This window comes from Agromyces terreus (assembly GCF_009749465.1).
Lineage (GTDB): Bacteria > Actinomycetota > Actinomycetes > Actinomycetales > Microbacteriaceae > Agromyces > Agromyces terreus.
Window position 1 is genome coordinate 1095257 of record NZ_WBIS01000001.1, and the last position, 23210, is coordinate 1118466.

The following is a 23210-nucleotide window of genomic DNA, read 5'->3' on the forward strand; positions in this document are numbered from 1 at the left end:
AGCGACGTCAGTCGGGCAGTATGACCGGCATCGACTCGGTGACCGGATCGGTCACGCGAAGACCACGATACAGACTCTCGAACGTGTCGAGGGTGCGGGTGATGTCGTGCGCCTTGATGTACTTGGCGGACGACGCCTTCATGGCGTTGTACTCGTCGGGCGAGGCTTCGAGCACGGCCTGGAGCTTCGCGGCGAGGTCGGCCGGGTTGCTCGGTTCGAAGAGGTAGCCGTTCTCGCCGTCGTGCACGAGGTGCGGCAGCGCCATGGCGTTCGCGGCGACCACGGGCAGGGCCGAGGCCATGGCCTCCATCGTCACGATGCTCTGGAGTTCGGCGATGGAGGGCATCGCGAGCACCGAGGCACGGTGGTACGCCTCGCGCAGCTCTTCGTCGGTGACGTAGCCGGTGAACGTGACGCGGTCGGCGATGCCGAGTTCGGTCGCGAGGTTCTCGAGGTTGCGCTTCTGGTCGCCGCCGCCGACGATCTCGACCTTCGCGTCGAGCGAGTCGGGCAGGAGCGTGAGCGCGCGCAGCAGCACGTCGATCTGCTTCTCGCCCGTGACGCGGCCGACGAAGAGGATGCGGTTCTCGGTGCGCGGCTGCCAGTTCGGCGAGTACTTGTGCGCGTCGATGCCGCACGAGATGGCGTGCACGCCGGTGAGGCCGGTGTGCTTCTCGAGGAACTGCGCCGCCTTGAGCGTGGGCGTCGTGACGGACTCGGCCCGCCCGAAGGTGCGCCCGGCCGCCTTCCAGGCGAGGCCTACCGCCCACTCCTGCCACGCCTTGGGCAGCAGGGTGAACTCGAGCATGTTCTCGGGCATGAAGTGGTTGGTGCCCACGATGCGGATGCCGCGCTTCTCGGCCTCGATCGACAGACCGCGGCCGACGATGATGTGCGACTGGAAGTGCACGACATCGGGCTTGACGGCGTCGATGACGCGGGCGCTGTTCTGCTTGATGCGCCACGGCAGCGCGAACCGCAGCCAGTCGTGGGGGTACCAGCGCCAGCTGCGCAGGCGGTGCGCGGTGATCTCCTGGCCCTCGTGCACCTCGCGCCACGTGCCGTGCTTGCGGTTCGCCGCGGGGGCGACCACGTGCACCTCGTGCCCGCGTTCGACGAGGCCGGCCGCGAGTCGTTCGGCGAACCTCGCGGCCCCGTTGACGTCGGGGGCGAAGGTGTCGGCGCCGATCAGGATGCGAAGCGGGCGTTCCGGCTCTGCGCGGTCGGCGGCATTTGGGGATGTCGCACCGGGAGTGTCAGACACGTGGAGATGTTCCTCACAATTCTGGGCGGCCGTTCGGCCGATCTCGCCACGACGCAGGGATGCCGGCGGGCGATGAGTTCGAAGATAGTCTACGCAGGACGCCGCGCCGGCGGCCGCGCGGGCATGTCGTCGCGGCGGTCAGAGCCTCGTCTGCGGGTGGTTGCGCGCGAGTAGGAACACGCCCCACACGGCGATCGCCCCGGCGATGACGAACGTGATGTTCGCGAACACCCCGGCCTGGGATGCCTCGCCGAGCACGACGATGCCGATCACGACCGCGACGATCGGGTCGACGACGGTGAGTCCGGCGATCACGAGGTCGGGCGGCCCCGACGCGTAGGCGTTCTGCACGAAGTACGCGCCGAGCGCCGTGGCGGCGAGCAGCCCCAGCACGCACGTGAACGTGAGCCAGTCGAACTCGCTCTGCTGCACCCGGCCGATGACGACCTTCGCGAGCGTGGCCACGAAGCCGTAGAGCACGCCCGCCATGATGACGTAGAACACGGCGCGGATGCGGCTGCGGAACAGCCAGAACGCGATGCCGGCGGCGGCGAGCACGCAGCCGAGCAGGGTGAGGATCGTGATGAGCTGCCGGTCGGTCACGGGCTTGTCGACCGCCGTGAACGCGGCGACGCCGACGAAGAGGAACACGCCGCCCACGCACATCACGATCGCGATGATCGACTTCGAGTTGAGCTTCACCTTGTTCACGCGGGAGTTCAGGATCGACGTGATCACGAGGGCGATGGCCCCGAGCGGCTGCACGACGATGATCGGCGCGAAGTACAGGCTCGAGAGCTGGAAGAAGATCGCGAGCCCGAGCATGACGGTGCCGATGACCCACGAGGGCCTGGAGAGCAGCAGCCAGAGTTGGCCGCCGGTCAGGCCCTTGCCGAACGAGTCCGCCGTGTGGGCCTCGACCTTGGTGACCCCGCGGTGCTGGAACTGGGCGCCGAGCGACAGGAAGACGGCCCCGATCAGGGCGAGCGGGATGCCGATGAACTGGGTGGGGTCGAGGGCGATCTGCTCGGTGAGGTCGCTCAGGTCAGGATCCACGGAAAAACCCTACCGCCCCCGCGCCGATATCCTTGGCGAATGGCCGTGCTTCCCATCCGCATCACCGGCGATCCGGTGCTCCACTCCCCCGCTCTCCCCGTCGACGACATCGACGACGGCATCCGCGAACTGGTGCGCGACATGTTCGAGACGATGGATGCCGCGCCGGGCGTGGGGCTCGCGGGGCCGCAGGTCGGCGTCCCGCTGCGGCTCTTCACGTTCGGCTGGACCGACGAGTCCGATCGCGAGTGGCGCGGGGTCGCCATCAACCCCGAACTCTGGATCACGCCCGCCGTTCCGGGCCACCCCGACCCCGACCTCGAGTCCGAGGGCTGTCTCTCGTTCCCGGGCGAGCGGTTCCCGCTGCGCCGTGCCGAGCGCGCCCTGCTGCGCGCCACCGATCTCGACGGCAACGCGTTCGAGATCGAGGCCGAGGGGTGGCTGGCGCGCATCTTCCAGCACGAGTTCGACCACCTCGAGGGCACGCTCTACACCGACCGGCTCACCGACCGCGAGCAGCGCATCGTCGCGAAGATCTGCCGCAAGGTCGGCTGGGGCGAGCCCGGCGTCTCGTGGATGCCGGGCGTCGACGACCTCGAGGCCTGACCGACGACCTTCCGGGCTCGCGGCATCCGCTCGCGGTTCGGATCAGGTGAACGCGCGGATGCCCGCGGCGACGGCCGCCGCGACCACCACCACGACCACGAACGGCACCCGCAGCGCGTAGAGGGCCGCGGCCACGATGACCGCCGGCACGCGGGCGTCGAGCACGATCGCCTGCCCGGCGCCGAGGGTCTGCACCACGATGAGCGCCGCCAGCAGCGCCACGGTCAGCAGGTCGGCGATGCGCGCCGGGCGTTCCCGCTCGAGGAACCCGGCGGGCACCACGTAGCCGCCGAGCTTCAGCGCGAGCGTCGCCGCGGTCGCGATGAGGATCACATGCCAGGTCGTCACGCGGACCCCCTGCGGCCGAACCAGTCGAACCACCCGACGACGAGGGCGACGGATGCCGCGACGAGCACGGGCAGCCCGGGCACGAGCACGGGCGTGGTCGCCGCCGCGACGATCGCCGCGCCCACGGCCACCGCACCGGCCTGCCGCCGTTTCAGTCGCGGCCAGAGGAGCCCGAGGAACGCGGCCGCGGCCGCGGCATCCAGCCCCCACGCCCTCGTGTCGCCGAGCGCGTCGCCGATGAGCGCGCCGAGCAGGGTCGTGAGGTTCCAGCCGACGAAGACGATCGTGCCGGTCAACCAGAAGCCGAGACGCGCCGACCGCTCGTCGGACTGGGCGAGCGCGACCGCGGTGGACTCGTCGATCGTGAGCCAGGCCGCGCCGACGCGCCGCATCGGACCGCCGTCGTCGACGACCGGCTTCATGCGCATGCCGTAGACGACGTTGCGCACCCCGAGCAGCGCGGCCGCCGCGATGGCGGGGCCGGCCGAGGCCGGGCCGCCGCCGGCGAGCACGCCGATGAGCGCGAACTGCGAACCGCCCGTGAACATCACGAGGCTGAGGAACATCGTCTGCCAGACGTCGAGGCCCGAGGCCACCGAGAGCGCCCCGAACGAGATGCCGTACGCGGCCGTCGCGAGCCCGACCGAGAGCGAGTCGCGGATGACGGCACGGCGGGCCGGATCGGCCGCGGTCACCTCGCCCATCTGCGCACCCTCGGATCGACACTGCCCTCGCACCGCGGAAGCACCACGGGTTCGTGGCCGAGGCGGTGCAGAAAACCCCGCATCCGTGAGGATGCGGGGTTTCGATGGCTCCCCCACTTGGACTCGAACCAAGAACCTATCGGTTAACAGCCGATTGCTCTGCCAATTGAGCTATGGAGGATCGTGCATGTTCTGCAGCGGATTCACTCTAGCAAAACGCGCGCGTCACACCAATTCGAGCGACCCTCGGAACCCGACGCGCGCGCACCCTCAGTATCCGGCGTGCAGGTCGATGCGGCCCACCCACTCGCCGCGACCGAGGAACGCCGCGACGTTGGCCTGCACGCGCGCCGCGAAGAGCGGAACCGTCATCGCCTCGGTGTCGGCGACATGCGGCGTGACGAGCGCGTTGTCGAGCTGCCAGAGCGGATGCCCCGCGGGCAGCGGTTCGGGTTCGGTCACGTCAAGGCCGGCACCGCCGAGGCGGCCGCTCGCGAGCTCCGCGACGAGCGCGTCGGTGTCGACGAGCGCACCGCGGGCGACGTTGACGAGCACCGCGCCGTCGGGCAGGAGCGCGAGCTCGCGGGCGCCGACCATGCCCCTCGTGCGCTCGGTGAGCGCCGCCGCGAGGAACAGCACCTCGGCGTCGCCGAGCACGTCGCGCAGCGCGGCATCCGTCACCGTGCGGGCCGCGCCCGCGACCGCGACCTCGCTGCGCCGCACGACCGTCGCCTCGACGCCGAACGGCTCCAGCAGGCGCAGCAGCTCCTCGGTGATGCCGCCGCCCCCGACCACGACCACGCGGGCGCCGAAGAGCGACCGGCCGCGCTCGTCGGCCTCCCACTCGCGGGCGCGCGCTCGACGCGGCGACTCGCGCAGAACGCCCAGCGCGAGCATGAGGGCGTGCTCGGCGACGGGCCGCGCGTACGAGCCCTTCGCGCTCGTCCAGACCCGTCCGTCGTCGCGGAAGCGCTCGAGCGTGGCCGCGAACGAGTCGACGCCGGCCCACGGCAACTGCACCCACGAGACATCCGGATGCCGCTCCAACGCGTCGGCCAGCTTTGCCGCGCCCGAGTTCGCGACCCACACGATGCCGCGCGTCGCCGCGCCCAGCGGCACGACCGTGCCCCCCGCGCGCCGCACGGCCTCGACCACGGACGCGTCATCGCCCGGGAGCACCGAGACGGCGCCGGATGCCGCGGACCGCGCGTCGACCGTCACGCGCCGATGCCCTCGTCGACCTCGTCGATCACGGCGTGGCCGTCGTCGAGCGCGCCGGCCAACGCCGCGACGTACGGATGGCTCGGATCGTGGAACACCTCTTCGATGGTGCCGAGCGCCGCCAGGTTTCCGCGGTCGAGCACGGCGATGCGGTCGGCGGTGCGCCGCAGCACGGGAAGGTCGTGGCTGATGAGCAGCGCCGAGAACCGCTGGCGTTCGCGCAGTTCGCCGATGAGCTGGGCGACGGCGTCGCGCACCGTGAGGTCGATGCCGGCCGTCGGCTCGTCGGCGATGAGCACCGACGGCCCGAGCACGAGCGCCCGGGCGAGGGCGACCCGCTGCCGCTGCCCGCCGCTCAGCTCGTAGGGGTACTTCTCGAGGTGGCCGAGCGGGAGGCGCACGCTGTCGAGCATCGTCGCGACCCGGGTCGCGAGCGCACGCTGGTTGTAGCGGCGGTCGCGTTCGAGGATCGGCTCGCCGATGATCTCGGCGACGCTCCGGTCGGCCGGCAGCCGGGAGCCGGCGTCTTGCGCGAGGTATCCGACGTGGAACTGCAGCTCGGGGATGCGCCGCTTCGGCAGGCCGCGGAGCCGGTGGCCGAGCACGGATGCCTCGCCGCCCGTGATGACCGGCCGCGCGTCGCTCGAGCGCGGGTCGAGGGCGACCCCCGAGAGCACCCGGGCGAGCGTGCTCTTGCCGCTGCCCGCGCTGCCGAGGAGCCCGACGACCTCGCCGGGGGCGATGGTGAGGCTCAGGCCGTGCAGTGCGACGTGGGCGGGGCTCGGGCCCTTGGCGGGGTACTCGAGGGTCAGGTCGCTGAGCGCGATCGGGTACCCGTGCTCGGTCGGGGCCATCAGTCGCCCTCTCGCAGACGTCGGAGCTGTTCGCGGCGCTCGGCCTGGAGCGCCGGGTCGGGCACCGGCAGCGACGCGAGCAGCCGCTGCGTGTAGGCCTGCTGCGGCGAACCGAGCACCTCGGCACCCGTGCCCTCTTCGACGAGTTCGCCGTGGTACAGCACCGCGATGCGGTCGGCGAGGATGTCGACGACGGCGAGGTCGTGGCTGATGAACAGCGACGCGAACCCGAACTCGCGCTGCAGCTCGGCGAACAGCTCGAGCACGCGGGCCTGCACCGACACGTCGAGCGCGGAGGTCGGCTCGTCGGCGATGAGCAGTTCGGGCTCGAGGGCGAGCGAACGCGCGAGGCTCGCGCGCTGGCGCTGACCGCCGCTCAGCTCGTGCGGGTACCGATCGCCGTACGCCTTCGGGAGCTGCACGGCCTCGAGCAGTTCGTCGACCCGCGCACGCGCGGATCGTGCGTCGCGTGCACGGCCGTGGATGATGAGCGGCTCGGCCACGCACTCGGCGATCGTGAGCAACGGGTTGAAGCTCGACGCGGGATCTTGGAAGACGAAGCCGATGCGGCTGCGCAGCGGCCGGAACTCGCGCTCGCGGATGCCGTTCATCTCGGCGCCGAGCACGTCGAGCGAACCGCCGGTGACCTTCGTCAGGCCCGCGATGGCGCGGCCGATGGTGGTCTTGCCCGACCCCGACTCGCCCACGAGGCCGAGCACCTCGCCGGGGCGGATCACGAGGTCGACGCCGCGCACGGCGCGGAACCCCGAACTGCCGAACCGGCCCGGGTACTCGATCTCGAGGCCCTGCGCGCGCACCACGGGCGTCTGCTCGGCCCAGCCCTCGGGCCGGGCGGCCGCGCGCGCCTCGGCGTGCACGGTGCCGTGGCCGACGAACGGCACGGCCGCGAGCAGCGCCTTCGTGTACTCGTGCTGCGGGCTGGAGAAGAGGTCGTCGACGTCGGCCTGCTCGACGAGGTTGCCCTGGTACATCACGGCGACGCGGTCGGCGAGATCGGCCACGACGCCCATGTTGTGGGTGATGAGCACGATCGCGGCGCCGAATTCGTCGCGGCACCGGCGCAGCAGGTCGAGGATCTCGGCCTGCACGGTGACGTCCAGCGCCGTGGTGGGCTCGTCGGCGACGATGAGGCCGGGCTCGAGCACGAGCGCCATCGCGATGACGATGCGCTGCTTCTGCCCGCCCGAGAACTGGTGCGGGAAGTGGTCGACCCGTTGCTCGGGCTCGGGGATCCCGACGCGGCCGAGCATCTCGATCGCCTTCGCCCGAGCCTCCTTCTTCGAGATCTCGCCGTGGGCGCGCAGGCCCTCCATGATCTGCCACCCGACCGTGTAGACCGGGTTCAGCGCGGTCGACGGCTCCTGGAAGACCATCGCGACATCGGTGCCGCGGATGTCGCGGAGCCGCTGCCTGGACAGCGTGACGACGTCGTTCTCATGGGTGCCCGCCCGGTTCGACAGCACGACCGCACCGCTCGCGGTGGCGGTTTCGGGCAGCAGCCCGAGGATCGTCTTCGCCGTGACGGTCTTGCCGCTGCCGGACTCGCCGACGATCGCGAGCACCTCGCCGCGCTGCACCGAGAGCGACACGTCGTCGACCGCCTTCACCGCTCCGGCGTCGGTCGCGAACGAGACGCCGAGGTTCCTGATGTCGACCACCGTGCTCATGGCTTGACCTCGATTCCGTGCTCGTCGAAGGATTCCCCGTCTTCGAGGCCCCTGAGGCCACCGGGCCCCGCCTCGAGCGTGCCGCCGGGCACGACGGAGGTCTCGGCCACCTGGCCCGCGGCCTTCGCCACCCGGCGCCGGCCGCGCAGTCGCGGGTCGGCCAGGTCGTTCAGGCTCTCGCCGACGAGCGTGATGCCGAGCACCGTGAACACGATCGCGAGACCGGGGAAGAGCGCGGTCCACCAGATGCCGCTCGTGACGTCGGACTGGGCCTTGTTGAGGTCGTAGCCCCACTCTGCTGCGGCGGTCGGCTCGATGCCGAAGCCGAGGAAGCCGAGGGCGGCCATCGTGAGGATCGCCTCCGACGAGTTCAGCGTGATGATGAGCGGGAGCGTGCGGGTCGCGTTGCGCAGCACGTGCTTGAACACGACGCGCGAGTTCGACGCGCCGAGCACCTTGGCCGACTCGACGTAGGCCTCGGCCTTGATGCGCACCGTCTCGGCCCGGATCACGCGGAAGTACTGCGGGATGAACACGACCGTGATCGACCCCGCGGCCGCGAGCACGCCCGCCCAGAGCCCCGACTGCCCGCCCGAGATCACGATCGAGAGCACGATCGCGAGCAGCAGCGAGGGGAACGCGTAGATCGCGTCGCACACGACGACGAGCACGCGGTCGAGCCATCCGCCGAAGTAGCCCGAGTACAGGCCGAGGGCGACGCCGATGAAGATCGAGAGCAGCACCGCGACGATGATGACCACGATCGCGGTCTGCGTGCCCCAGATGACCCTCGAGAGCACGTCGTAGCCGCCCACGGTCGTGCCGAACGGGTGCTCGAGCGACGGGGGCTGCTGCGTGCCGAACGCGCCCGACGCGTCTTTGCGCTGGGCGAACCCGTAGGGGGCGAGCACCGGGGCGAGCAGCGACGTCAGGATGAACACGCCGACCATGACGAGTCCGGCGACGAGCATGCCGCGCTGCAGGCCGACGCTCTGGCGCACCTGGTGCACGACGGGGAGCCGGTCGCGCAGGCGCCGCTTCGGCGGGGCGACGGTGGCGGATGCCGCGGTCATGTCAGTACCTCACTCGCGGGTCGATGAACGCGGCGATGATGTCCACGATGAAGTTGGTGAGGGCGACGATGATCGCGAGGAGCACCACGATGCCCTGCACCGCGACGAAGTCTCGCGACTCGAGGAACTCCGCGAGGATGAACCCGAGGCCCTTCCACTCGAACGTCGTCTCGGTGAGCACGGCGCCCGCGAGCAGCAGGGCGATCTGCAGGCCGATGACCGTGACGATCGGGATGAGCGCCGGACGGTACGCGTGCTTGCGCAGCAGCCGCGACTCGGCGACGCCCCGGGAGCGGGCCGCGTCGACGTAGTCGGTCGACAGGGTGCCGATCACGTTCGTGCGCACCAGTCGGAGGAAGATGCCGGCCGTGAGCAGGCCGAGCGCGATCGACGGCAGCACCGCGTGGGCGAGCACGTCGCCGAGCACGGCCGGGTTGCCGGTCATCAGCGCGTCGATCGTGTAGAAGCCGGTCTTGTTCGGCAGCGTCTGCAGCTGCAGTTCGGCGCCAACGCTCGCGCGCCCCGCCACGGGGAGCCACTTCAGCCAGACCGCGAACACGAGCTTGAGGAGCAGGCCGGCGAAGAAGATCGGCACCGCGTACCAGAAGATCGCGAGCACGCGGAAGAACGCGTCGGGCGCCTTGTCGCGGAAGTACGCCGCGAGGAGGCCGAGCGGGATGCCGACCGCGAACGCGATGATGAGCGAGTAGAACACGAGCTCGAACGTCGCGGGGCCGTAGGTGGCGAGCACGTCGATCACCGGGCGGTTCGTCGTGATCGTCGTGCCGAAGTCGAAGACGACGATGCGGCCGAGGTACTCGAGGTACTGCACGAGGAGCGGCCGGTCGTAGCCCGCGGCCTCTCGCAGCGCTGCGAGGGCCTCGGGGCTCAGGCGCCCGCCCTGGGCGGCGGTGATCGGGTCGCCCGTCGTGCGCATCAGGAAGAACACGAGCGTGACGAGGATGAAGATGGTCGGGAAGATCAGCAGGAACCGCACGAGCAGGTAGCGCGCGAATCCTCCGCCCTGGGACTTGGGCTTGACGCCGGGGGTCGAGACGCCTGGGCTCGGCGTCAGGTCGACAGCGGACATGGATTCCTCACTGTGAAACATGGAACGGGGGCGACCCGCAGGATGCGGGTCGCCCCCGTCGGTCGAACTGGATCGACTCTAGCCGGAGTGACTAGCCCTTGGAGAGCGCCGCGTAGCGGAACTTGAACGACGCGTCGAGCGTCTCGTCGGCACCCTCGACGTCGGCACCGACGACCGCGACCTGCGCGCCCTGCATGTACGGGATCGTCGACAGGTCGGCCGCGACCTTGTCCTGGATCTCGCCGATGAGCGCCTCGCGCGCGGCGGGGTCCGCGGTGACGGCCTGCTCGAGCACCAGGTCGTTCACCTCGGGGTTGTCGTAGTGGTTCGCCAGGAAGTTCTCCGTGAGGAAGAACGGGGTGAGGTAGTTGTCGGCGTCGGAGTAGTCGGGGAACCAACCCAGCTGGTACGCCGGGTAGAGGTCCGCGACGCGGTCCTTCGAGTACTGCACCCACTCGGTCGACTGGAGGTTGACCGTGAACAGGCCGCTGTCCTCGAGGTTCTCCTTGATGATCGCGTACTCGTCGCTCGAGCTCGGTCCGTAGCGCTCGGCCACGTACTGGATCGAGATGTCGAGCGGCGTCGTGACGCCGGCCGCCGAGAGACGCTCGGCCGCCTTGTCGGCGTCGGGCGCGCCGTTGCCGTCGCCGTAGAGGCCCTTGAGCGCCTCATTGGCGCCGGTCAGGCCCTCGGGGACGTACGAGTACAGCGGGGTGAAGGTGCCCTTGTACACGTCCTCGGAGATCGCGTCGCGGTCGATGAGGTCGGCGATCGCCTGGCGGACGGCGAGCGCCTTGGCCGGGTCGGCCTCCGCGGTCGTCGCGCCGAACGGCATCGTGTCGAAGTTGAAGACGAGGTAGCGGATCTCGCCGCCGGGGCCGTCGACGACCTTGACCTTGTCGTTGCCGCGGAGGTCCTCGATGTCGGTCGCGCTCAGCGTGCGGTTCGCGACGTCGATGTTGCCCTCCTGGACGTCGAGCTTCAGGTTCGAGGCATCCGTGTAGTACTTCACGTTGACCGTGTCGGTCTTCGCCTCGCCCAGCAGCCCGTCGTAGTCGGGGTTCGCCTTGTACGAGATGAGGTTGTTGAAGTCGTAGCTCGTGATGACGTACTGGCCGGCGAACGCGTTGCCGGCGACGATGTCGTCGTCGCTCGTGAGCGCGTCGGCCGAGAAGACCTCTTCATCGACGATCGGGCCCACCGGGCTCGAGAGGATCTGCGGGAAGATCTGGTCGTTCTCGCTCAGCAGGTGGAAGACGACGGTGGTGTCGTCGACGGCCTCGGTCGAATCGAGGTTGTAGAGCAGCGACGACGGGCCGTTCTCGTCGGCGATCGCCTTCTGGCGGTCGAACGTGAACTTCACGTCGGATGCCGTGAGCTCGTTGCCGTTGGCGAACGTGAGACCCGACTTGAGCTTGACCGTGTACTCGGTCGGTGCCGTGAACTCGGCGGACTCCGCGATGTCGGGTTCGACGTCGGGGCTGCCGTACGGCGTGTTCATGAGGAACGGGTACACCTGGTTCATCACGGCGAAGGAGCCGTTGTCGTACGATCCGGCCGGGTCGAGCGACGTGACCTGCTCGGTCGTGCCGATCGTCAGCGTGCCCGACGCGGCGTCGTCGCCGCCCGACGCGGTGCAACCGGCCAGCGCGAGCGCGGCGACCGAAACGCCGGCGGCCGCGGTGAGCATGCGGCGCCGGTTCGTGGATGCGGATGTCATATCCGTCTACCTCTTCCTGTCAGGAAACGCGCGCAGAGAACCGCGACGCGTGTGCGTATTCCCCAAGAACTAGCACAGACGTGCGCGTGCGTCGCAGGGACTGCAGGATTCGTGCCTGAATGTTTATCGTTCTGCAACGTGACCGTGACTGCGCTGAACGCGGCGCGCGAGAGCCGAACGCGCGAAACGGCGAGCGGATGCCTCGGCGCCGGCCTCAGTCGCCGCGCAGGTCGCGGCGCTCGCGCTCGAGCTCGACGAGCCCGCGCTGCAGGGCCGCGTACGTCTCGGTGTCGGATCGGTCGGTGCGCTGGAGTCGGCCGAGCAGCTCGCTCTTCTGCCGAAGCAGCTCGCGGTCGACGAGCGCGCCGACCACCCCGCGGAGGTACACCGACAGCTCGGCGTTGCCGCGCTGCGGGATCGGCGCGACGGCCAGCTGCCGCACGACCCCGGCGAACGGCTGCGGCACCTCGTCGACGACGAGGTCGACGCGGACGGCCTCGGCGCCGGCCGCGAGGACCGATGCGACGCCGTCGCGCACGACCGACAGCGACGGGTTCGTGAACCGGCAGTCGACGGCGTGGCGGAGCAGGTCGATCCCGACCTCGTCGGGGTACTGCAGCATCGCCTGCAGCGCGTCGCGCTCGAGGCGGGTCGCCGGGTCGTTCGGCAGGTCGGCGATCGAGAACGGCCGGGTCGCGGCATCCGCTGCCGTGGCATCGCCCTGACCCGACGTGCGCTCCCCCGCGACGGTGCGCGAGGACGCCGCCTCGGAACGCGGCGACGAACCGCCGCCACGCCCCTGCGAACCCGCCTGCCGCACCGCACGCGTCGCCTCGCCCAGCTCGACCCCGAGCATGCGCGCGAGCTCGCGCGTGTACCCCGGCCGGAGCGCGGGGTCGCGGATCTCGGCGATCACCGGCGCCGCCGCGCGCAGGGCGCCCACCCGGCCCTCGACGGTCTCCAGGTCGTATCGCTCGATGGTGTGCCGCAGCACGAACTCGAACAGGGGCGTGCGCGACTCGACGAGCGTGCGCACCGCCGCATCGCCCTTCGCGAGGCGCAGATCGCACGGATCGAGCCCGTCGGGCGCGACCGCGACGAACGTCTGCGCGGCGAAGCGCTGCTCCTCGCCGAACGCGCGCATCGCGGCCTGCTGGCCCGCGGCGTCGCCGTCGAACGTGAACACCACCTCGCCCCCGCCGGAGTCGTCGCCGAGCACCCGCCGCAGCACCTTGATGTGGTCGACCCCGAACGAGGTGCCGCACGTGGCGATCGCCGTCGTGACGCCCGCGAGGTGGCAGGCCATGACGTCGGTGTAGCCCTCGACGACGACGACCCGATGCGACTTCGAGATGTCGCGCTTGGCGAGATCGAGCCCGTAGAGCACCTGCGCCTTGTGGTACACCGCCGTCTCGGGGGTGTTGAGGTACTTGGGGCCCTTGTCGTCGTCGAGCAGCCGGCGTGCGCCGAAGCCGACGGTCTGCCCCGTGACGTCGCGGATCGGCCAGACGAGGCGCCCGCGGAACCGGTCGTACACGCCGCGATCGCCCTGCGACACGAGCCCCGAGGCCGTGAGCTCCTCGGTGCTGAATCCGCGGCCCTTGAGGTGGTTCGTGAGCGCGTCCCAGCTCTTCGGCGCGAAGCCGACCCCGAACCGCCTCGCGGCCTCGGCGTCGAAGCCGCGCTCGCCGAGGAAGCGCCGGCCCACCTCGGCCTCGGGCGACCCGAGCCGCTCGAGGAAGAACTCCGAGGCCGCCTGGTTCGCCGCGAGCAGGCGCGCACGATTGCCGTGATCGCTCGCCTGGCCGCCGTCTTCGTAGTGCAGTTCGTAGCCGAGCCGGCCCGCGAGCCGCTCGACGGCCTCGGTGAACGAGACGTGGTCCATGCGCTGCAGGAACGTGTACGCGTCGCCCGATTCGCCGCAGCCGAAGCAGTGGTAGTAGCCGAGCGCGGGTCGCACGTGGAAGCTCGGGCTGCGCTCGTCGTGGAACGGGCAGAGCCCCTTCATGGAGCCCACGCCGGCCGACTTGAGGCTCACGTGATCGCCCACGATGTCGGCGATGTTCGTGCGGGCCTTCACCTCATCGACGTCGCTCTGTCGAATCCGTCCGGCCATGGCTCTCATCCTAGATCGAGGGTCGGGTGTCTCGGCCCGTCGGCCGGACTCGGGACTCGGGAATCGGGGCGCGGTGCGCGGGATGCGTCAGCCGCGGAGGATCCGCTCGTGCCAGGCCAGCGCGGATTGGTCGGTGAGGCTCGCGACCTGGTCGACCACGGCCCGTGTTCGGCCGGCATCGTCGGCGGCGTCGGCCCAATCGGCCGCGAAACCGGGATCGAGGTCGCGCCCCTCGCTCGCGAGCAGCGCATCGGCGAGTTCGACGAGGACCTCGCGCTGCTGCGCGTAGATCGGCTGCCGGCTGTTGCGCGACATGACGAACGCGGCGACGATGCCCTTGAGCACCGCGATCTCGGCCTGCACCTCGCGCGGCACGACCACATCGGCGTCGAAGCGGATGAGGCTCGCGAGGGGGAATGCCGAACGCGTCGCCTCGGTGGCGGCGCGCGCGAACCTGCCGATGAGCTGGCTCGTGAGGTTCTTCAACCGCGCCTGGTCGCGACGACCGGCGTCGTACGAATCCATCCAGAGCTCGAGGGAATCGAGGCGGTCGAACGCGGCGATGAGCTCGTCGTGCGTGAAGGCGCCGCCGATCCACTCGTACATCGAGGAGACGAGCGCGTCGTGGTCGACGCGGGCGCCGAGGCTCCCGACGTCGATGTAGCCGTTGACGACGGCGTCTTCGAAGTCGTGCACCGAGTAGGCGATGTCGTCGGAGAGGTCCATGACCTGCGCCTCGATGCAGAGCCGCCGTTCGGGAGCGCCCCGGCGCAGCCAGGTGAACACGTCGAGGTCGTCGCGGTAGAAGCCGAACTTCGCCCGCCCGCTCGGATCGGCGACCGACGTCGCCTCGGCCCAGGGGTACTTGCAGCTCGCGTCGAGGCTCGCCCTCGTGAGGTTGAGCCCGTAGCCGCGCCCGTCGGCCCCGAACATCTTGGGCTCGAGCCGGGTGAGGATGCGGAGCGTCTGCGCGTTGCCCTCGAACCCGCCGATCTCGGCCGCCCAGACGTTGAGCGCCTTCTCGCCGTTGTGGCCGAACGGCGGGTGACCGAGATCGTGCGCGAGGCACGCCGTGTCGACGACATCGGGGTCGAGCCCGAGCGACTCGGCGAGCTCGCGCCCGACCTGCGCGACCTCGAGGGAATGCGTCAGCCGGTTGCGCGCGAAGTCGAGCCCCGCGGTGGGGCTCAGCACCTGGGTCTTCGCCGCGAGCCGCCGCAGCGCGCTCGAGTGCAGCAGCCGGGCGCGATCGCGTGCGAAGTCGCTTCGACGATTGGTGTGCTCTTCGGGCAGCAGCCGCTCGGTGTCGGCGTCGTGGTACCCGCCGAAGAGTCGTTCGGACGCCACCTCAGCCGCCGCTCGTGTCGAGTTCGGCGTCGACGAGCGTGCTGCGATCGTGGCCGGCGAGTTCTTGCGAGTCGAGCCAGCCGTCGGGCAGCGCCGGGTTCTTGGGGGTGCCCGCCCGCCCGCGCGGCCCCTCGGCGCCCTCGCCGGGGTACGGCATCGACCAGTCGAGCGTGCCGAGCAGGTCATCGAGCATCGCGAGCGACTCGACCGTCGCGAGCCGGGCGCGGAGGTCGCCGCCGACCGGGTAGCCCTTGAAGTACCAGGCGACGTGCTTGCGGATGTCGCGGCAGCCGCGCTCTTCGGAGTCGAAGAACTCCGTCAGCAGTTCGGCGTGGCGGCGGAACGTCTGCGCAACCTGCCCGAGCGAGGGGTGGAAGTTCTGCGTCTGCCCGCGGAACGCCGCCGCGAGATCGCCGAAGAGCCACGGCCGCCCGAGGCATCCGCGACCCACGACCACGCCGTCGCAGCCCGTCTCGGCCACCATGCGCAGCGCGTCTTCGGCCGACCAGATGTCGCCGTTGCCGAGCACCGGAACGCCGGTGACCGTCTCTTTGAGCCTGCCGATGGCCGACCAGTCGGCGTGGCCCGAGTAGAACTCCGCCGCCGTGCGCGCGTGCAGGGCGATCGAGGCGACGCCCGCGCCCTCGGCGATGCGGCCCGCCTCGAGGTACGTGAGATGGTCGGCGTCGATGCCCTTGCGCATCTTGATCGTGAGCGGGATGTCGCCCGCGGCCGCGACCGCGCCCTCGACGATGTCGCGGAACAGCCCGCTCTTCCACGGCAGCGCCGCACCGCCGCCCTTGCGGGTGACCTTCGGCACGGGGCATCCGAAGTTCAGGTCGATGTGATCGGCCCGGTCTTCGGCGACGAGCATCGTCACCGCCTCGGAGACGGTCTTCGGATCGACCCCGTAGAGCTGGATCGAGCGCGGCGTCTCGGACTCGTGATGCGTGATGAGGCGCATCGACTCGGGCGTTCGTTCGACGAGCGCCCGCGAGGTGATCATCTCGGAGACGTAGAGGCCGGCGCCGAACTCGCGGCACAGCCGGCGGAACGCCGTGTTCGTGATGCCCGCCATGGGGGCGAGCACGACGGGGACGTCGAGTTCGAGGCCGCCGATGGTCAGCGGGCCGGTGGGCGTCGTGGTGGTGAGTGGCATCACGTTCGATTCTCCCAGAATCCTGCGGCATCCGGCCCACGACGCGATTCGCGCGCCTAGGATCTCCCACAGGCGACCTGGGGAGGACGACATGGACGAGGCTCCGACCGGCTCGGAACGCGTGCGAGCGGATGCCGCGGCACGCGGTCTCGACGTCGAGATCATCGAACGGCCCGCGGCCGACAGCCTCGAGGAGGCCGCCGCCCTGCTCGGCATCGCACCCGGCGACATTCTCAAGTCGCTCGTCGTCAAGCGCAGCGACGACACCTACCTCTTCGCCCTCGTGCCCGGCGGCCGCAAGATCTCCTGGCCGAAGCTGCGCGCGCTCGTCGGCGTCAACAAGCTGCGGCTGCCGGAGGCCGCGCTCGCGCTCGCCGCGACCGGCTACGAACGCGGCACCATCACCCCGCTCGGCTCCACCACCGCGTGGCCGGTGTACGTCGACGAGTCCGTCGTCGGACGACGCGTGTCGATGGGCGCGGGCGAGCACGGCCGCAGTCTCTTCGTCGACGCCGACCGCCTCATCGAGGCGTTCGGCGCGACGGTCGCCGACCTCAGCGACCCCGAGTAGGCGGGGTCGCCGCCGGTCGAGGGCTGGTCTCGAGACGGCGCCGGCGCGCCTCCTCGACCGGCGAGCGGCGAGCACGGCCGATCGCCGGTCGAGGAGCGAGGCACGAGCGTCTCGAGACCCCGCCGTCGACCGGCGGCGCTACTCGGCGGCAGGCACGAAGCAGACGTCGCCCTCGCACACCATGGCCGACGGGTCGCCCGTCACCATCGTGAAGGGCGACGCCGCGGCATCCGTCGGCGTCGGCGCCGCGGCATCCGCCCTCTGCCCGGTCACGCCGCGCGCTCCCCGGCGACCTGCGAGATCGCCTGCGAGAAGACCTCGGCCGGCTGAGCGCCCGAGATGCCGTACTTGCCGTCGATGACGAAGAACGGCACGCCGTTGATGCCGTAGGCGCCCGCCTGCGCGATGTCGGCCTGCACCTCGCTCGCGAAGCTGCCGGATTCGAGGGCCGCACGGGCCTCGTCGGCGTCGAGACCGACCTCGGCCGCGTAGCCGACGAGCTCGTCGATGCGGTTCACCCGCCCACCCTCGACGAAGTACGCCTTCAGCAGGCGCTCCTTCAACTCGAGCTGCTTGCCGTTCGCCTTCGCGAAGTGCAGCAGTTCATGGGCCTTCAGCGTCTTCGTGTGCGCGACCTTCTCGAAGTGGTAGTCGAGGCCCGCGTTCGCGGCGACGCCCGTCACGTGCTGGAGCATCTGCTCGACGCGCTCGACGGGCATGCCCTTGCGGTCGGCGAGGTACTCGACGGTCGAGCCCTCGAAGTCGAGCGGGGTGTCTGGCGAGAGCTCGAACGAGTGGTACTCGATCTCTACGTCGGGCGCATCCGCGCCGAGGGCATCGATGCCCGCTTCGAGGTGGCGCTTGCCGATGTAGCACCAGGGGCAGGCGATGTCGGACCAGATGTCGATCTTGATGGGGGAAGTCACGGTGGGATGGAACGCATGCGAGCGCATGGGTATTCCCCGGACATCCCACGGGCGCGAGCCGCGCTCCCGCATCGATGCGGTCGGCGCACCGACCCTCGGCATCCATGCCAAGATCGCATGCGTGGCGCGCAACTTCGACCTGCTCTCGGCCTGCGAGGCCTTCGTCTCCGTCGCCGAACGCGAGAGCTTCACTGTGGGCGGCCGCGGGGCCGGCGTCACCCAATCGGTCGCGAGCCGGCGCATCGCCGCGCTCGAGGAGCACCTCGGCTCCCGCCTGTTCGAGCGCACCTCGCGGCGGGTCGCACTCACCCCGTTCGGGCGCGGCGTGCTGCCGGCCGCGATCCGGCTCGTCGACGCCTCGCAGGCCTTCGCCGACGATGCCGATCACGCCAGGGCGCTGCCGATCACGCTGGCCGTGCCGCACCACCTCTCCCCCGCCGCGGCGGCACGCGTGTGCGCCGCCGCGGCCGACCGCTCGCTCAGCGTCGAACTGCTCGAGGGCGCGCCCCGCGAGCGCACCGAGTGGATGAGCAGCGGTCGCGTGCAGCTCGCACTGGCGCACGTCGAGTCCGATCGGGCCGACTGGTCGACCCCGCTCGGGGTCGGCTTCGCCGGCGGCGGCAACAGCCACGGCGACGACGGGGGCGCTGGCCGAGCCGGCAGTAGCACCGACGGCGAACGCGACGGCGAGGAGCCGTTCTCGCTCGCCGAGCTTCGACCCAGGCGCGGCACGCCGGAACGCCGCCGCCTCTGGCTCGCCCCCGAGGACGACGTGCCGAACGTGCGCGACCGCCTCGAGCTCGTGCGCAACGGGGCGGGGCTCGCCGCAGGGCGGCTCCGCCTCGCGACCTCGCTCGTGACGGCGATCGCCCACGCCATCGCCGACGGCGACCTCGTGCTCTGCACGCGCGCCGAGGCGGGCGAGGCCGACCTCGCGTGGCATCCGCTCGCCGATCTCGACCTGTCGCGCGGCTACACCCTCGTGCACCGCGACGCGGATCTCGCCGCTCGCTTCCTCGAGGCGGCCGGCTCGCGCCTGCCCGCGCTGCTCGGCGCGCCCCAGCAGCGGATCGTCGATGCCCGCTGACCGGATGGGCCGTTAGGACCTTCCGGAGGCGTTCACAGGCCGGCTCGCGTCGAAGGCGCCGAGTTGCAGGAAGAACTCACCGCCACGCCGGCGGCACGGCCGCGACACGCCGCGTTCTGCACAGAAGTTCCTGCATCTCGGCAGCGAGCCGAACCGGGTCAGGCGGTCGGCGCGTCGACCGCGCCGCCGAACCGGCGGTTGCGCGACGCGTAGAGCTCGATCGCCTGCCACAGGTCGGTGCGCGAGAAGTCGGGCCAGAGCCGGTCGAGGAACACCATCTCGGCGTACGCCGACTGCCAGAGCAGGAAGTTCGAGGTGCGCTGCTCGCCCGAGGAGCGCACGAACAGGTCGACGTCGGGCAGCTCGGGCACGTAGAGGCGCTTCGAGATGAGCCGTTCGGACACCGCCGACGGCTTCAGAGCACCGGATGCCACATCGTCGGCGATCGAACGCACGGCATCGGTGATCTCGTTGCGTCCGCCGTAGTTCACGCACATCGTGAGGGTCAGCGTGTCGTTGCCGGCGGTGAGCTGCTCGGCGAACTGCAGCTCTTTGATGACCGATCCCCACAGCCGCGGCTTGCGCCCCGCCCAGCGGATGCGCACGCCCCACTCGTTGAGCTGGTCGCGCCGGCGATGCAGCACGTCGCGGTTGTACCCCATGAGGAAGCGCACCTCGTCGGGGCTGCGCTTCCAGTTCTCGGTCGAGAACGCGTACACCGACAGGTGCTTCACACCCGCCTGGATCGCCCCCGCGACGACGTCGAGCAGCGCCGCCTCGCCCGCCTTGTGACCCTCGATGCGGGTGAGCCCGCGTCGGTTGGCCCAGCGCCCGTTGCCGTCCATGACGACGGCGACGTGGTTGGGCACGGAGCCTCGGGCGAAGGCCGGCGGGTGCACGCCCGTCCAGTCGAGGGGGCGGAAGGGCACGGCGTCGCGGTGCGTGTACGGCTTGGGACTCACGGGGCGGTGGTTTCTCTCGAGACGTGCGGCAGCGAGCGCAGACCCCGCTCGAGGTGCCACTGGGTGTAGGCGGCCACGATGCCGCTGGCCTGATTGCGGTCGCCCGCCGCCGACGCGTCGACGAACGCCCAGTCGCCCGCGAGGAGGGCGCCGAGCAGCGCCACCGAGGAACGGGCGATGCGGGGCGTGCCCGGCGGCGCGCACTCCTCGTCGCAGACCACGCCGCCGAGCTGCACCACGACCGCGGTGTGCTCCCCGGGCCGGCCGCAGCGCGAGCAGTCGTCGAAGCTGGGCGCCCACCCCGCGAGGGCGAGCGCGCGCAGCAGGTACGAGTCGAGCGTGAGCGTGGCCCCGTGCTCGCGTCGGGCGAGCGAGCGCAGGGCGCCGACGAGCAGCAGGTACTGCTGCAGCGACCCCTCGGACTCCGTGAGCTTGTCGGCGGCCTCGACCATGGCGCTGGCCGCCGTGTACGCGGCGTAGTCGGCGGTGATCTCGGCGCCGTACGACCCGAGCGACTCCGCCTGCGTCACGACGTCGAGGGTTCGCCCCTCGTAGAGCTGCAGATCGGCGACCATGAACGGCTCGAGCCGCGCGCCGAACTTCGAACCGGTGCGCCGAACGCCCTTCGCGACCGCGCGCACCTTGCCGTGCCGCCGCGTGAGCAGGGTGAGGATGCGGTCGGCCTCACCCAGCTTGTGGGTGCGCAGCACGACGGCTTCATCTCGGTAGACGGGCACCCTTCATTGTCCCACCCGCCGCCGACGCGAACGGTCGAACCGGGCGGATGTCGCGTGCACGCGGCATCCGGTCTGGTTCACTTGCCTTCGTGGAAAGCCAGTTCTTCATCCCCCTGTGGCTCGACCTCACCGCGGTCGGACTCGGCGGCGTCCAGGGCGCCCTGTTCGCCTCGGGTTTCCAGGGCCAGCGTCGCCTCGACCTGCTCGGGGTCGCCGTCGTCGGCATCATGATGGGCTTCGGCGGCGGCATGATCCGCGATCTGCTGCTCAACGAGCCGGTGCGCGCGCTGCAGAGCAACTGGTACCTCATCGTCGCGATCGCGGCCGCGCTCGTCGGCATGCTGCTCGCCGGCCCGCTCGCACGGTTGAACGGCGTCATCGTCGGCCTCGATGCGATCGTCATCGGCATGTTCGGTGCGCTGGGCACGTCGAAGGCGCTCTCGCTCGGGCTGCCGCTCCTGCCCGCCGTGTTCGTCGGCGTGGCCGCGGCCGTCGGCGGCGGCGTCGCCCGAGACGTGATGATGGGCCTGCCCATCGCGATCATGCACGTCGGCTCGCTCTACGCGGTCGCCGCGGGCGCCGGATGCCTCGTGCTCGCCCTGCTGCACCTGTTCGACGTCGACCTGCTCATCGCGGGCATCGTGTGCGTCGCCGTCACCGCCGTCATCCGGTGGCTCGCGGTCATCTTCGACGTCTCGCTGCCCGAGCAGCGGATGCTCTACCGGCGCAAGGTCGCGACCGAGACCGGGCTGATCCCGATCGTCCGGCCCGACGACCCGTCGCCGAGCATCTGAGCGTTCGCGGGCGGCCGAGCGTTCGCGGCGCGGTCGTCCGCGCGTTCGCGGGCGTCCTGGAATGCGAACGGGGATGCGTGCTCGGCACGCATCCCCGTTCGAGGTTCGGATCGGTCAAACGCCGACGGCCTCGAGCTGCTCGGTCTCGACGCGGGTGCGGATCGCGCGGTTGACCGCGGACACCACGGCCTTCAGCGAGGCGGTCGAGATGTCGGCGTCGATGCCGACGCCCCACAGCACGCGGCCCTCGACCTCGAGCTCGACGTAGGCGGCCGCGAGCGCGTCGCCGCTGGCCGTGAGCGCGTGCTCGACGTAGTCGCGAAGCGTGACGGCGACGCCCTCGGCCTGGAGCACCGACAGGAACGCGGAGATCGGGCCGTTGCCGCTGGCGTCGGCCTCGAGCCGCTCGTCGCCGTCGCGCAGCCCGACGCGGACGGCGACGACGCCGTCGAGCGCGCTCTCGGTGCGCAGCGACAGCAGCTCGAACCGGCCCCACTTCCCGTCGGGACGCTCGGCAGGCGCCGGGAGGTACTCGTCATTGAAGACGCGCCAGATCTCGTCGCTCGAGACCTCGCCGCCCTCTTCGTCGGTCTTGGCCTGCACGACGCCCGAGAACTCGATCTGGAGGCGGCGCGGCAGGTCGAGCGCGTGGTCGTTCTTCAGCAGGTAGGCGACGCCGCCCTTGCCCGACTGCGAGTTGACGCGGATGACCGCCTCGTAGCTGCGACCGAGGTCGCGCGGGTCGACCGGGAGGTACGGCACGGCCCACTCGAGCTCGTCGACGTGGATGCCGCGGGCCTCGGCGTCGGCCGCCATCGCCTCGAAGCCCTTCTTGATCGCGTCCTGATGCGAACCGGAGAACGCGGTGTACACGAGGTCGCCGGCCCACGGATGACGCTCGGGCACGGGCAGCTGGTTGCAGTACTCGACCGTGCGCTTGACCTCGTCGATGTCGGAGAAGTCGATCTGCGGGTCGATGCCCTGCGTGAACAGGTTGACGCCCAGCGCGACGAGGTCGACGTTGCCGGTGCGCTCGCCGTTGCCGAACAGGCATCCCTCGATGCGGTCGGCGCCGGCGAGGTAGCCGAGCTCGGCCGCCGCGATGGCGGTGCCGCGGTCGTTGTGGGGGTGCAGCGAGAGGATGACGTTCTCGCGGTGCGCGAGGTGGCGGCTCATCCACTCGATCGAGTCGGCGTAGACGTTGGGGGTCGTCATCTCGACCGTGGCCGGCAGGTTGACGATGACCTTGCGCTCGGGCGTCGGCTCGAAGATCTCGATGACCTGGTTGCACACGTCGACGGCGAACTCGAGCTCGGTGCCCGTGTAGCTCTCGGGCGAGTACTCGTAGTACACCGTGGTGCCGGGAACGGATGCCTCCATCTCGCGGCACTTGCGCGCACCGTGCAGGGCGATGTCGATGATGCCCTGTCGGTCGGTGCGGAAGACGACCTCGCGCTGCAGGACGCTCGTCGAGTTGTAGAGGTGCACGATGGCCTGCTTGGCTCCGACAATCGACTCGTAGGTGCGCTCGATGAGGTGGTCGCGGGCCTGCGTCAGCACCTGGATGGTGACGTCATCGGGGATGGCGCCCTCTTCGATGAGGCTGCGCACGAAGTCGAAGTCGGTCTGGCTCGCGCTCGGGAACCCGACCTCGATCTCCTTGTAGCCCATCTTCACGAGGAGGTCGAACATGATGCGCTTGCGCTCGGGGCTCATCGGGTCGATGAGCGCCTGGTTGCCGTCGCGCAGGTCGACGGCGCACCAGCGCGGGGCGACCTCGATGCGCTTGGACGGCCAGGTGCGGTCGGGCAGGTCGACGACGATCTGCTCGTGGAACGGTCGATACCGGTGGACGGGCATCGCAGACGGCTTCTGAGTGTTCTTCAT

At 70.7% G+C, this 23210-nt stretch carries 22 protein-coding genes and 1 tRNA gene; 4 read left to right on the plus strand and 19 right to left on the minus strand.

Annotation, left to right across the window (positions count from 1 at the left end; all coding sequences use genetic code 11):
- Positions 1 to 7: 7 nt before the first annotated feature.
- Positions 8 to 1264, minus strand: a complete 1257-nt coding sequence (locus GQQ92_RS04925) for a glycosyltransferase (protein ID WP_232057492.1) — start codon at positions 1262 to 1264, stop codon at positions 8 to 10.
- A 138-nt stretch (positions 1265 to 1402) separates the two neighbouring features.
- Complete coding sequence (locus tag GQQ92_RS04930) at positions 1403 to 2320, minus strand: DMT family transporter (RefSeq protein ID WP_156998047.1); 918 nt, start codon at positions 2318 to 2320, stop codon at positions 1403 to 1405.
- A 39-nt stretch (positions 2321 to 2359) separates the two neighbouring features.
- Here GQQ92_RS04930 and def point away from each other — a divergent pair, with 39 nt between their 5' ends.
- On the plus strand, positions 2360 to 2926 hold the full coding sequence (gene def / locus GQQ92_RS04935; protein ID WP_156998048.1) for a peptide deformylase: 567 nt from the start codon (positions 2360 to 2362) through the stop codon (positions 2924 to 2926).
- A gap of 42 nt (positions 2927 to 2968) precedes the next feature.
- On the opposite strand, the gene GQQ92_RS04940 is transcribed toward def, so the two are convergent.
- The 12 genes from GQQ92_RS04940 to dusB form a co-directional block, all read right to left on the minus strand.
- Positions 2969 to 3274: an AzlD domain-containing protein gene (locus GQQ92_RS04940; RefSeq protein WP_156998049.1), complete on the minus strand. Its 306-nt coding sequence runs from the start codon at positions 3272 to 3274 to the stop codon at positions 2969 to 2971.
- A complete protein-coding gene (locus tag GQQ92_RS04945; protein ID WP_156998050.1) occupies positions 3271 to 3978 on the minus strand; it encodes an AzlC family ABC transporter permease in 708 nt (235 codons plus the stop codon). Before GQQ92_RS04945 ends, GQQ92_RS04940 begins: the two co-directional genes overlap by 4 nt.
- Before the next feature lie 105 nt (positions 3979 to 4083).
- Positions 4084 to 4159 (minus strand) — tRNA-Asn (locus tag GQQ92_RS04950).
- Between the two features lie 89 nt (positions 4160 to 4248).
- Entirely contained in the window at positions 4249 to 5199 is a 951-nt protein-coding gene (locus tag GQQ92_RS04955; protein ID WP_232057493.1) for an NAD(P)-dependent oxidoreductase, read from the minus strand.
- Positions 5196 to 6053, minus strand: a complete 858-nt coding sequence (locus GQQ92_RS04960) for an ATP-binding cassette domain-containing protein (RefSeq protein ID WP_156998051.1) — start codon at positions 6051 to 6053, stop codon at positions 5196 to 5198. The genes GQQ92_RS04955 and GQQ92_RS04960 overlap by 4 nt, the downstream gene beginning before the upstream one ends.
- A complete protein-coding gene (locus GQQ92_RS04965) occupies positions 6053 to 7741 on the minus strand; it encodes a dipeptide ABC transporter ATP-binding protein (RefSeq protein WP_156998052.1) in 1689 nt (562 codons plus the stop codon). Before GQQ92_RS04965 ends, GQQ92_RS04960 begins: the two co-directional genes overlap by 1 nt.
- Positions 7738 to 8814 (minus strand): ABC transporter permease, encoded by a 1077-nt coding sequence (locus tag GQQ92_RS04970; protein WP_156998053.1) that lies wholly within the window; start codon positions 8812 to 8814, stop codon positions 7738 to 7740. Before GQQ92_RS04970 ends, GQQ92_RS04965 begins: the two co-directional genes overlap by 4 nt.
- 1 nt (position 8815) lies before the next feature.
- The gene (locus GQQ92_RS04975) at positions 8816 to 9904 is read right to left on the minus strand and encodes an ABC transporter permease (protein WP_156998054.1); all 1089 of its coding nucleotides are present in this window, start codon (positions 9902 to 9904) and stop codon (positions 8816 to 8818) included.
- Positions 9905 to 9995: 91 nt separating this feature from the next.
- Complete coding sequence (locus GQQ92_RS04980; RefSeq protein WP_156998055.1) at positions 9996 to 11624, minus strand: ABC transporter substrate-binding protein; 1629 nt, start codon at positions 11622 to 11624, stop codon at positions 9996 to 9998.
- A 214-nt stretch (positions 11625 to 11838) separates the two neighbouring features.
- Positions 11839 to 13740, minus strand: a complete 1902-nt coding sequence (dnaG, locus tag GQQ92_RS04985) for a DNA primase (protein ID WP_156998056.1) — start codon at positions 13738 to 13740, stop codon at positions 11839 to 11841.
- 87 nt (positions 13741 to 13827) lie between these two features.
- Positions 13828 to 15087: a deoxyguanosinetriphosphate triphosphohydrolase gene (locus tag GQQ92_RS04990; RefSeq protein ID WP_197738072.1), complete on the minus strand. Its 1260-nt coding sequence runs from the start codon at positions 15085 to 15087 to the stop codon at positions 13828 to 13830.
- A gap of 1 nt (position 15088) precedes the next feature.
- Positions 15089 to 16246 carry a tRNA dihydrouridine synthase DusB gene (dusB, locus tag GQQ92_RS04995; RefSeq protein WP_156998057.1) on the minus strand — a complete coding sequence of 386 codons (1158 nt, stop codon included), beginning with the start codon at positions 16244 to 16246 and terminating at the stop codon, positions 15089 to 15091.
- Positions 16247 to 16337: 91 nt separating this feature from the next.
- Here dusB and GQQ92_RS05000 point away from each other — a divergent pair, with 91 nt between their 5' ends.
- On the plus strand, positions 16338 to 16817 hold the full coding sequence (locus tag GQQ92_RS05000) for an aminoacyl-tRNA deacylase (protein WP_156998058.1): 480 nt from the start codon (positions 16338 to 16340) through the stop codon (positions 16815 to 16817).
- 138 nt (positions 16818 to 16955) lie between these two features.
- Here GQQ92_RS05000 and GQQ92_RS16915 read toward each other — a convergent pair whose 3' ends face one another.
- Both GQQ92_RS16915 and GQQ92_RS05005 read right to left on the minus strand, forming a co-directional pair.
- Positions 16956 to 17090, minus strand: a complete 135-nt coding sequence (locus GQQ92_RS16915; RefSeq protein WP_269149151.1) for a hypothetical protein — start codon at positions 17088 to 17090, stop codon at positions 16956 to 16958.
- The gene (locus tag GQQ92_RS05005; RefSeq protein ID WP_156998059.1) at positions 17087 to 17743 is read right to left on the minus strand and encodes a DsbA family oxidoreductase; all 657 of its coding nucleotides are present in this window, start codon (positions 17741 to 17743) and stop codon (positions 17087 to 17089) included. Before GQQ92_RS05005 ends, GQQ92_RS16915 begins: the two co-directional genes overlap by 4 nt.
- A 121-nt stretch (positions 17744 to 17864) precedes the next feature.
- Between GQQ92_RS05005 and GQQ92_RS05010 the strand changes: the two genes are divergently transcribed.
- Complete coding sequence (locus tag GQQ92_RS05010) at positions 17865 to 18830, plus strand: LysR family transcriptional regulator (protein ID WP_197738073.1); 966 nt, start codon at positions 17865 to 17867, stop codon at positions 18828 to 18830.
- 158 nt (positions 18831 to 18988) lie between these two features.
- Here the strand turns inward: GQQ92_RS05010 and GQQ92_RS05015 are convergent, their stop codons facing one another.
- Positions 18989 to 19792: an isoprenyl transferase gene (locus GQQ92_RS05015; protein WP_156998061.1), complete on the minus strand. Its 804-nt coding sequence runs from the start codon at positions 19790 to 19792 to the stop codon at positions 18989 to 18991.
- The gene (gene recO / locus GQQ92_RS05020; RefSeq protein WP_156998062.1) at positions 19789 to 20529 is read right to left on the minus strand and encodes a DNA repair protein RecO; all 741 of its coding nucleotides are present in this window, start codon (positions 20527 to 20529) and stop codon (positions 19789 to 19791) included. The genes GQQ92_RS05015 and recO overlap by 4 nt, the downstream gene beginning before the upstream one ends.
- Positions 20530 to 20618: 89 nt before the next feature.
- Here recO and GQQ92_RS05025 point away from each other — a divergent pair, with 89 nt between their 5' ends.
- Positions 20619 to 21323 (plus strand): trimeric intracellular cation channel family protein, encoded by a 705-nt coding sequence (locus tag GQQ92_RS05025; RefSeq protein WP_232057494.1) that lies wholly within the window; start codon positions 20619 to 20621, stop codon positions 21321 to 21323.
- Positions 21324 to 21437: 114 nt separating this feature from the next.
- Here the strand turns inward: GQQ92_RS05025 and leuA are convergent, their stop codons facing one another.
- Positions 21438 to 23210: a 2-isopropylmalate synthase gene (leuA, locus tag GQQ92_RS05030; protein WP_156998064.1), complete on the minus strand. Its 1773-nt coding sequence runs from the start codon at positions 23208 to 23210 to the stop codon at positions 21438 to 21440.

Bases quoted from the DNA above. Each gene is read 5' to 3' on its own strand.
- dusB (WP_156998057.1), bottom strand. From the start codon at position 16,246: ATGCCACTCACCACCACGACGCCCACCGGCCCGCTGACCATCGGCGGC.
- GQQ92_RS04970 (WP_156998053.1), bottom strand. From the start codon at position 8,814: ATGACCGCGGCATCCGCCACCGTCGCCCCGCCGAAGCGGCGCCTGCGC.
- GQQ92_RS04945 (WP_156998050.1), bottom strand. From the start codon at position 3,978: ATGGGCGAGGTGACCGCGGCCGATCCGGCCCGCCGTGCCGTCATCCGC.
- GQQ92_RS04965 (WP_156998052.1), bottom strand. From the start codon at position 7,741: ATGAGCACGGTGGTCGACATCAGGAACCTCGGCGTCTCGTTCGCGACC.
- GQQ92_RS04960 (WP_156998051.1), bottom strand. From the start codon at position 6,053: ATGGCCCCGACCGAGCACGGGTACCCGATCGCGCTCAGCGACCTGACC.
- GQQ92_RS04980 (WP_156998055.1), bottom strand. From the start codon at position 11,624: ATGACATCCGCATCCACGAACCGGCGCCGCATGCTCACCGCGGCCGCC.
- leuA (WP_156998064.1), bottom strand. From the start codon at position 23,210: ATGAAGAACACTCAGAAGCCGTCTGCGATGCCCGTCCACCGGTATCGA.
- def (WP_156998048.1), top strand. From the start codon at position 2,360: ATGGCCGTGCTTCCCATCCGCATCACCGGCGATCCGGTGCTCCACTCC.
- GQQ92_RS05000 (WP_156998058.1), top strand. From the start codon at position 16,338: ATGGACGAGGCTCCGACCGGCTCGGAACGCGTGCGAGCGGATGCCGCG.
- dnaG (WP_156998056.1), bottom strand. From the start codon at position 13,740: ATGGCCGGACGGATTCGACAGAGCGACGTCGATGAGGTGAAGGCCCGC.
- GQQ92_RS04975 (WP_156998054.1), bottom strand. From the start codon at position 9,904: ATGTCCGCTGTCGACCTGACGCCGAGCCCAGGCGTCTCGACCCCCGGC.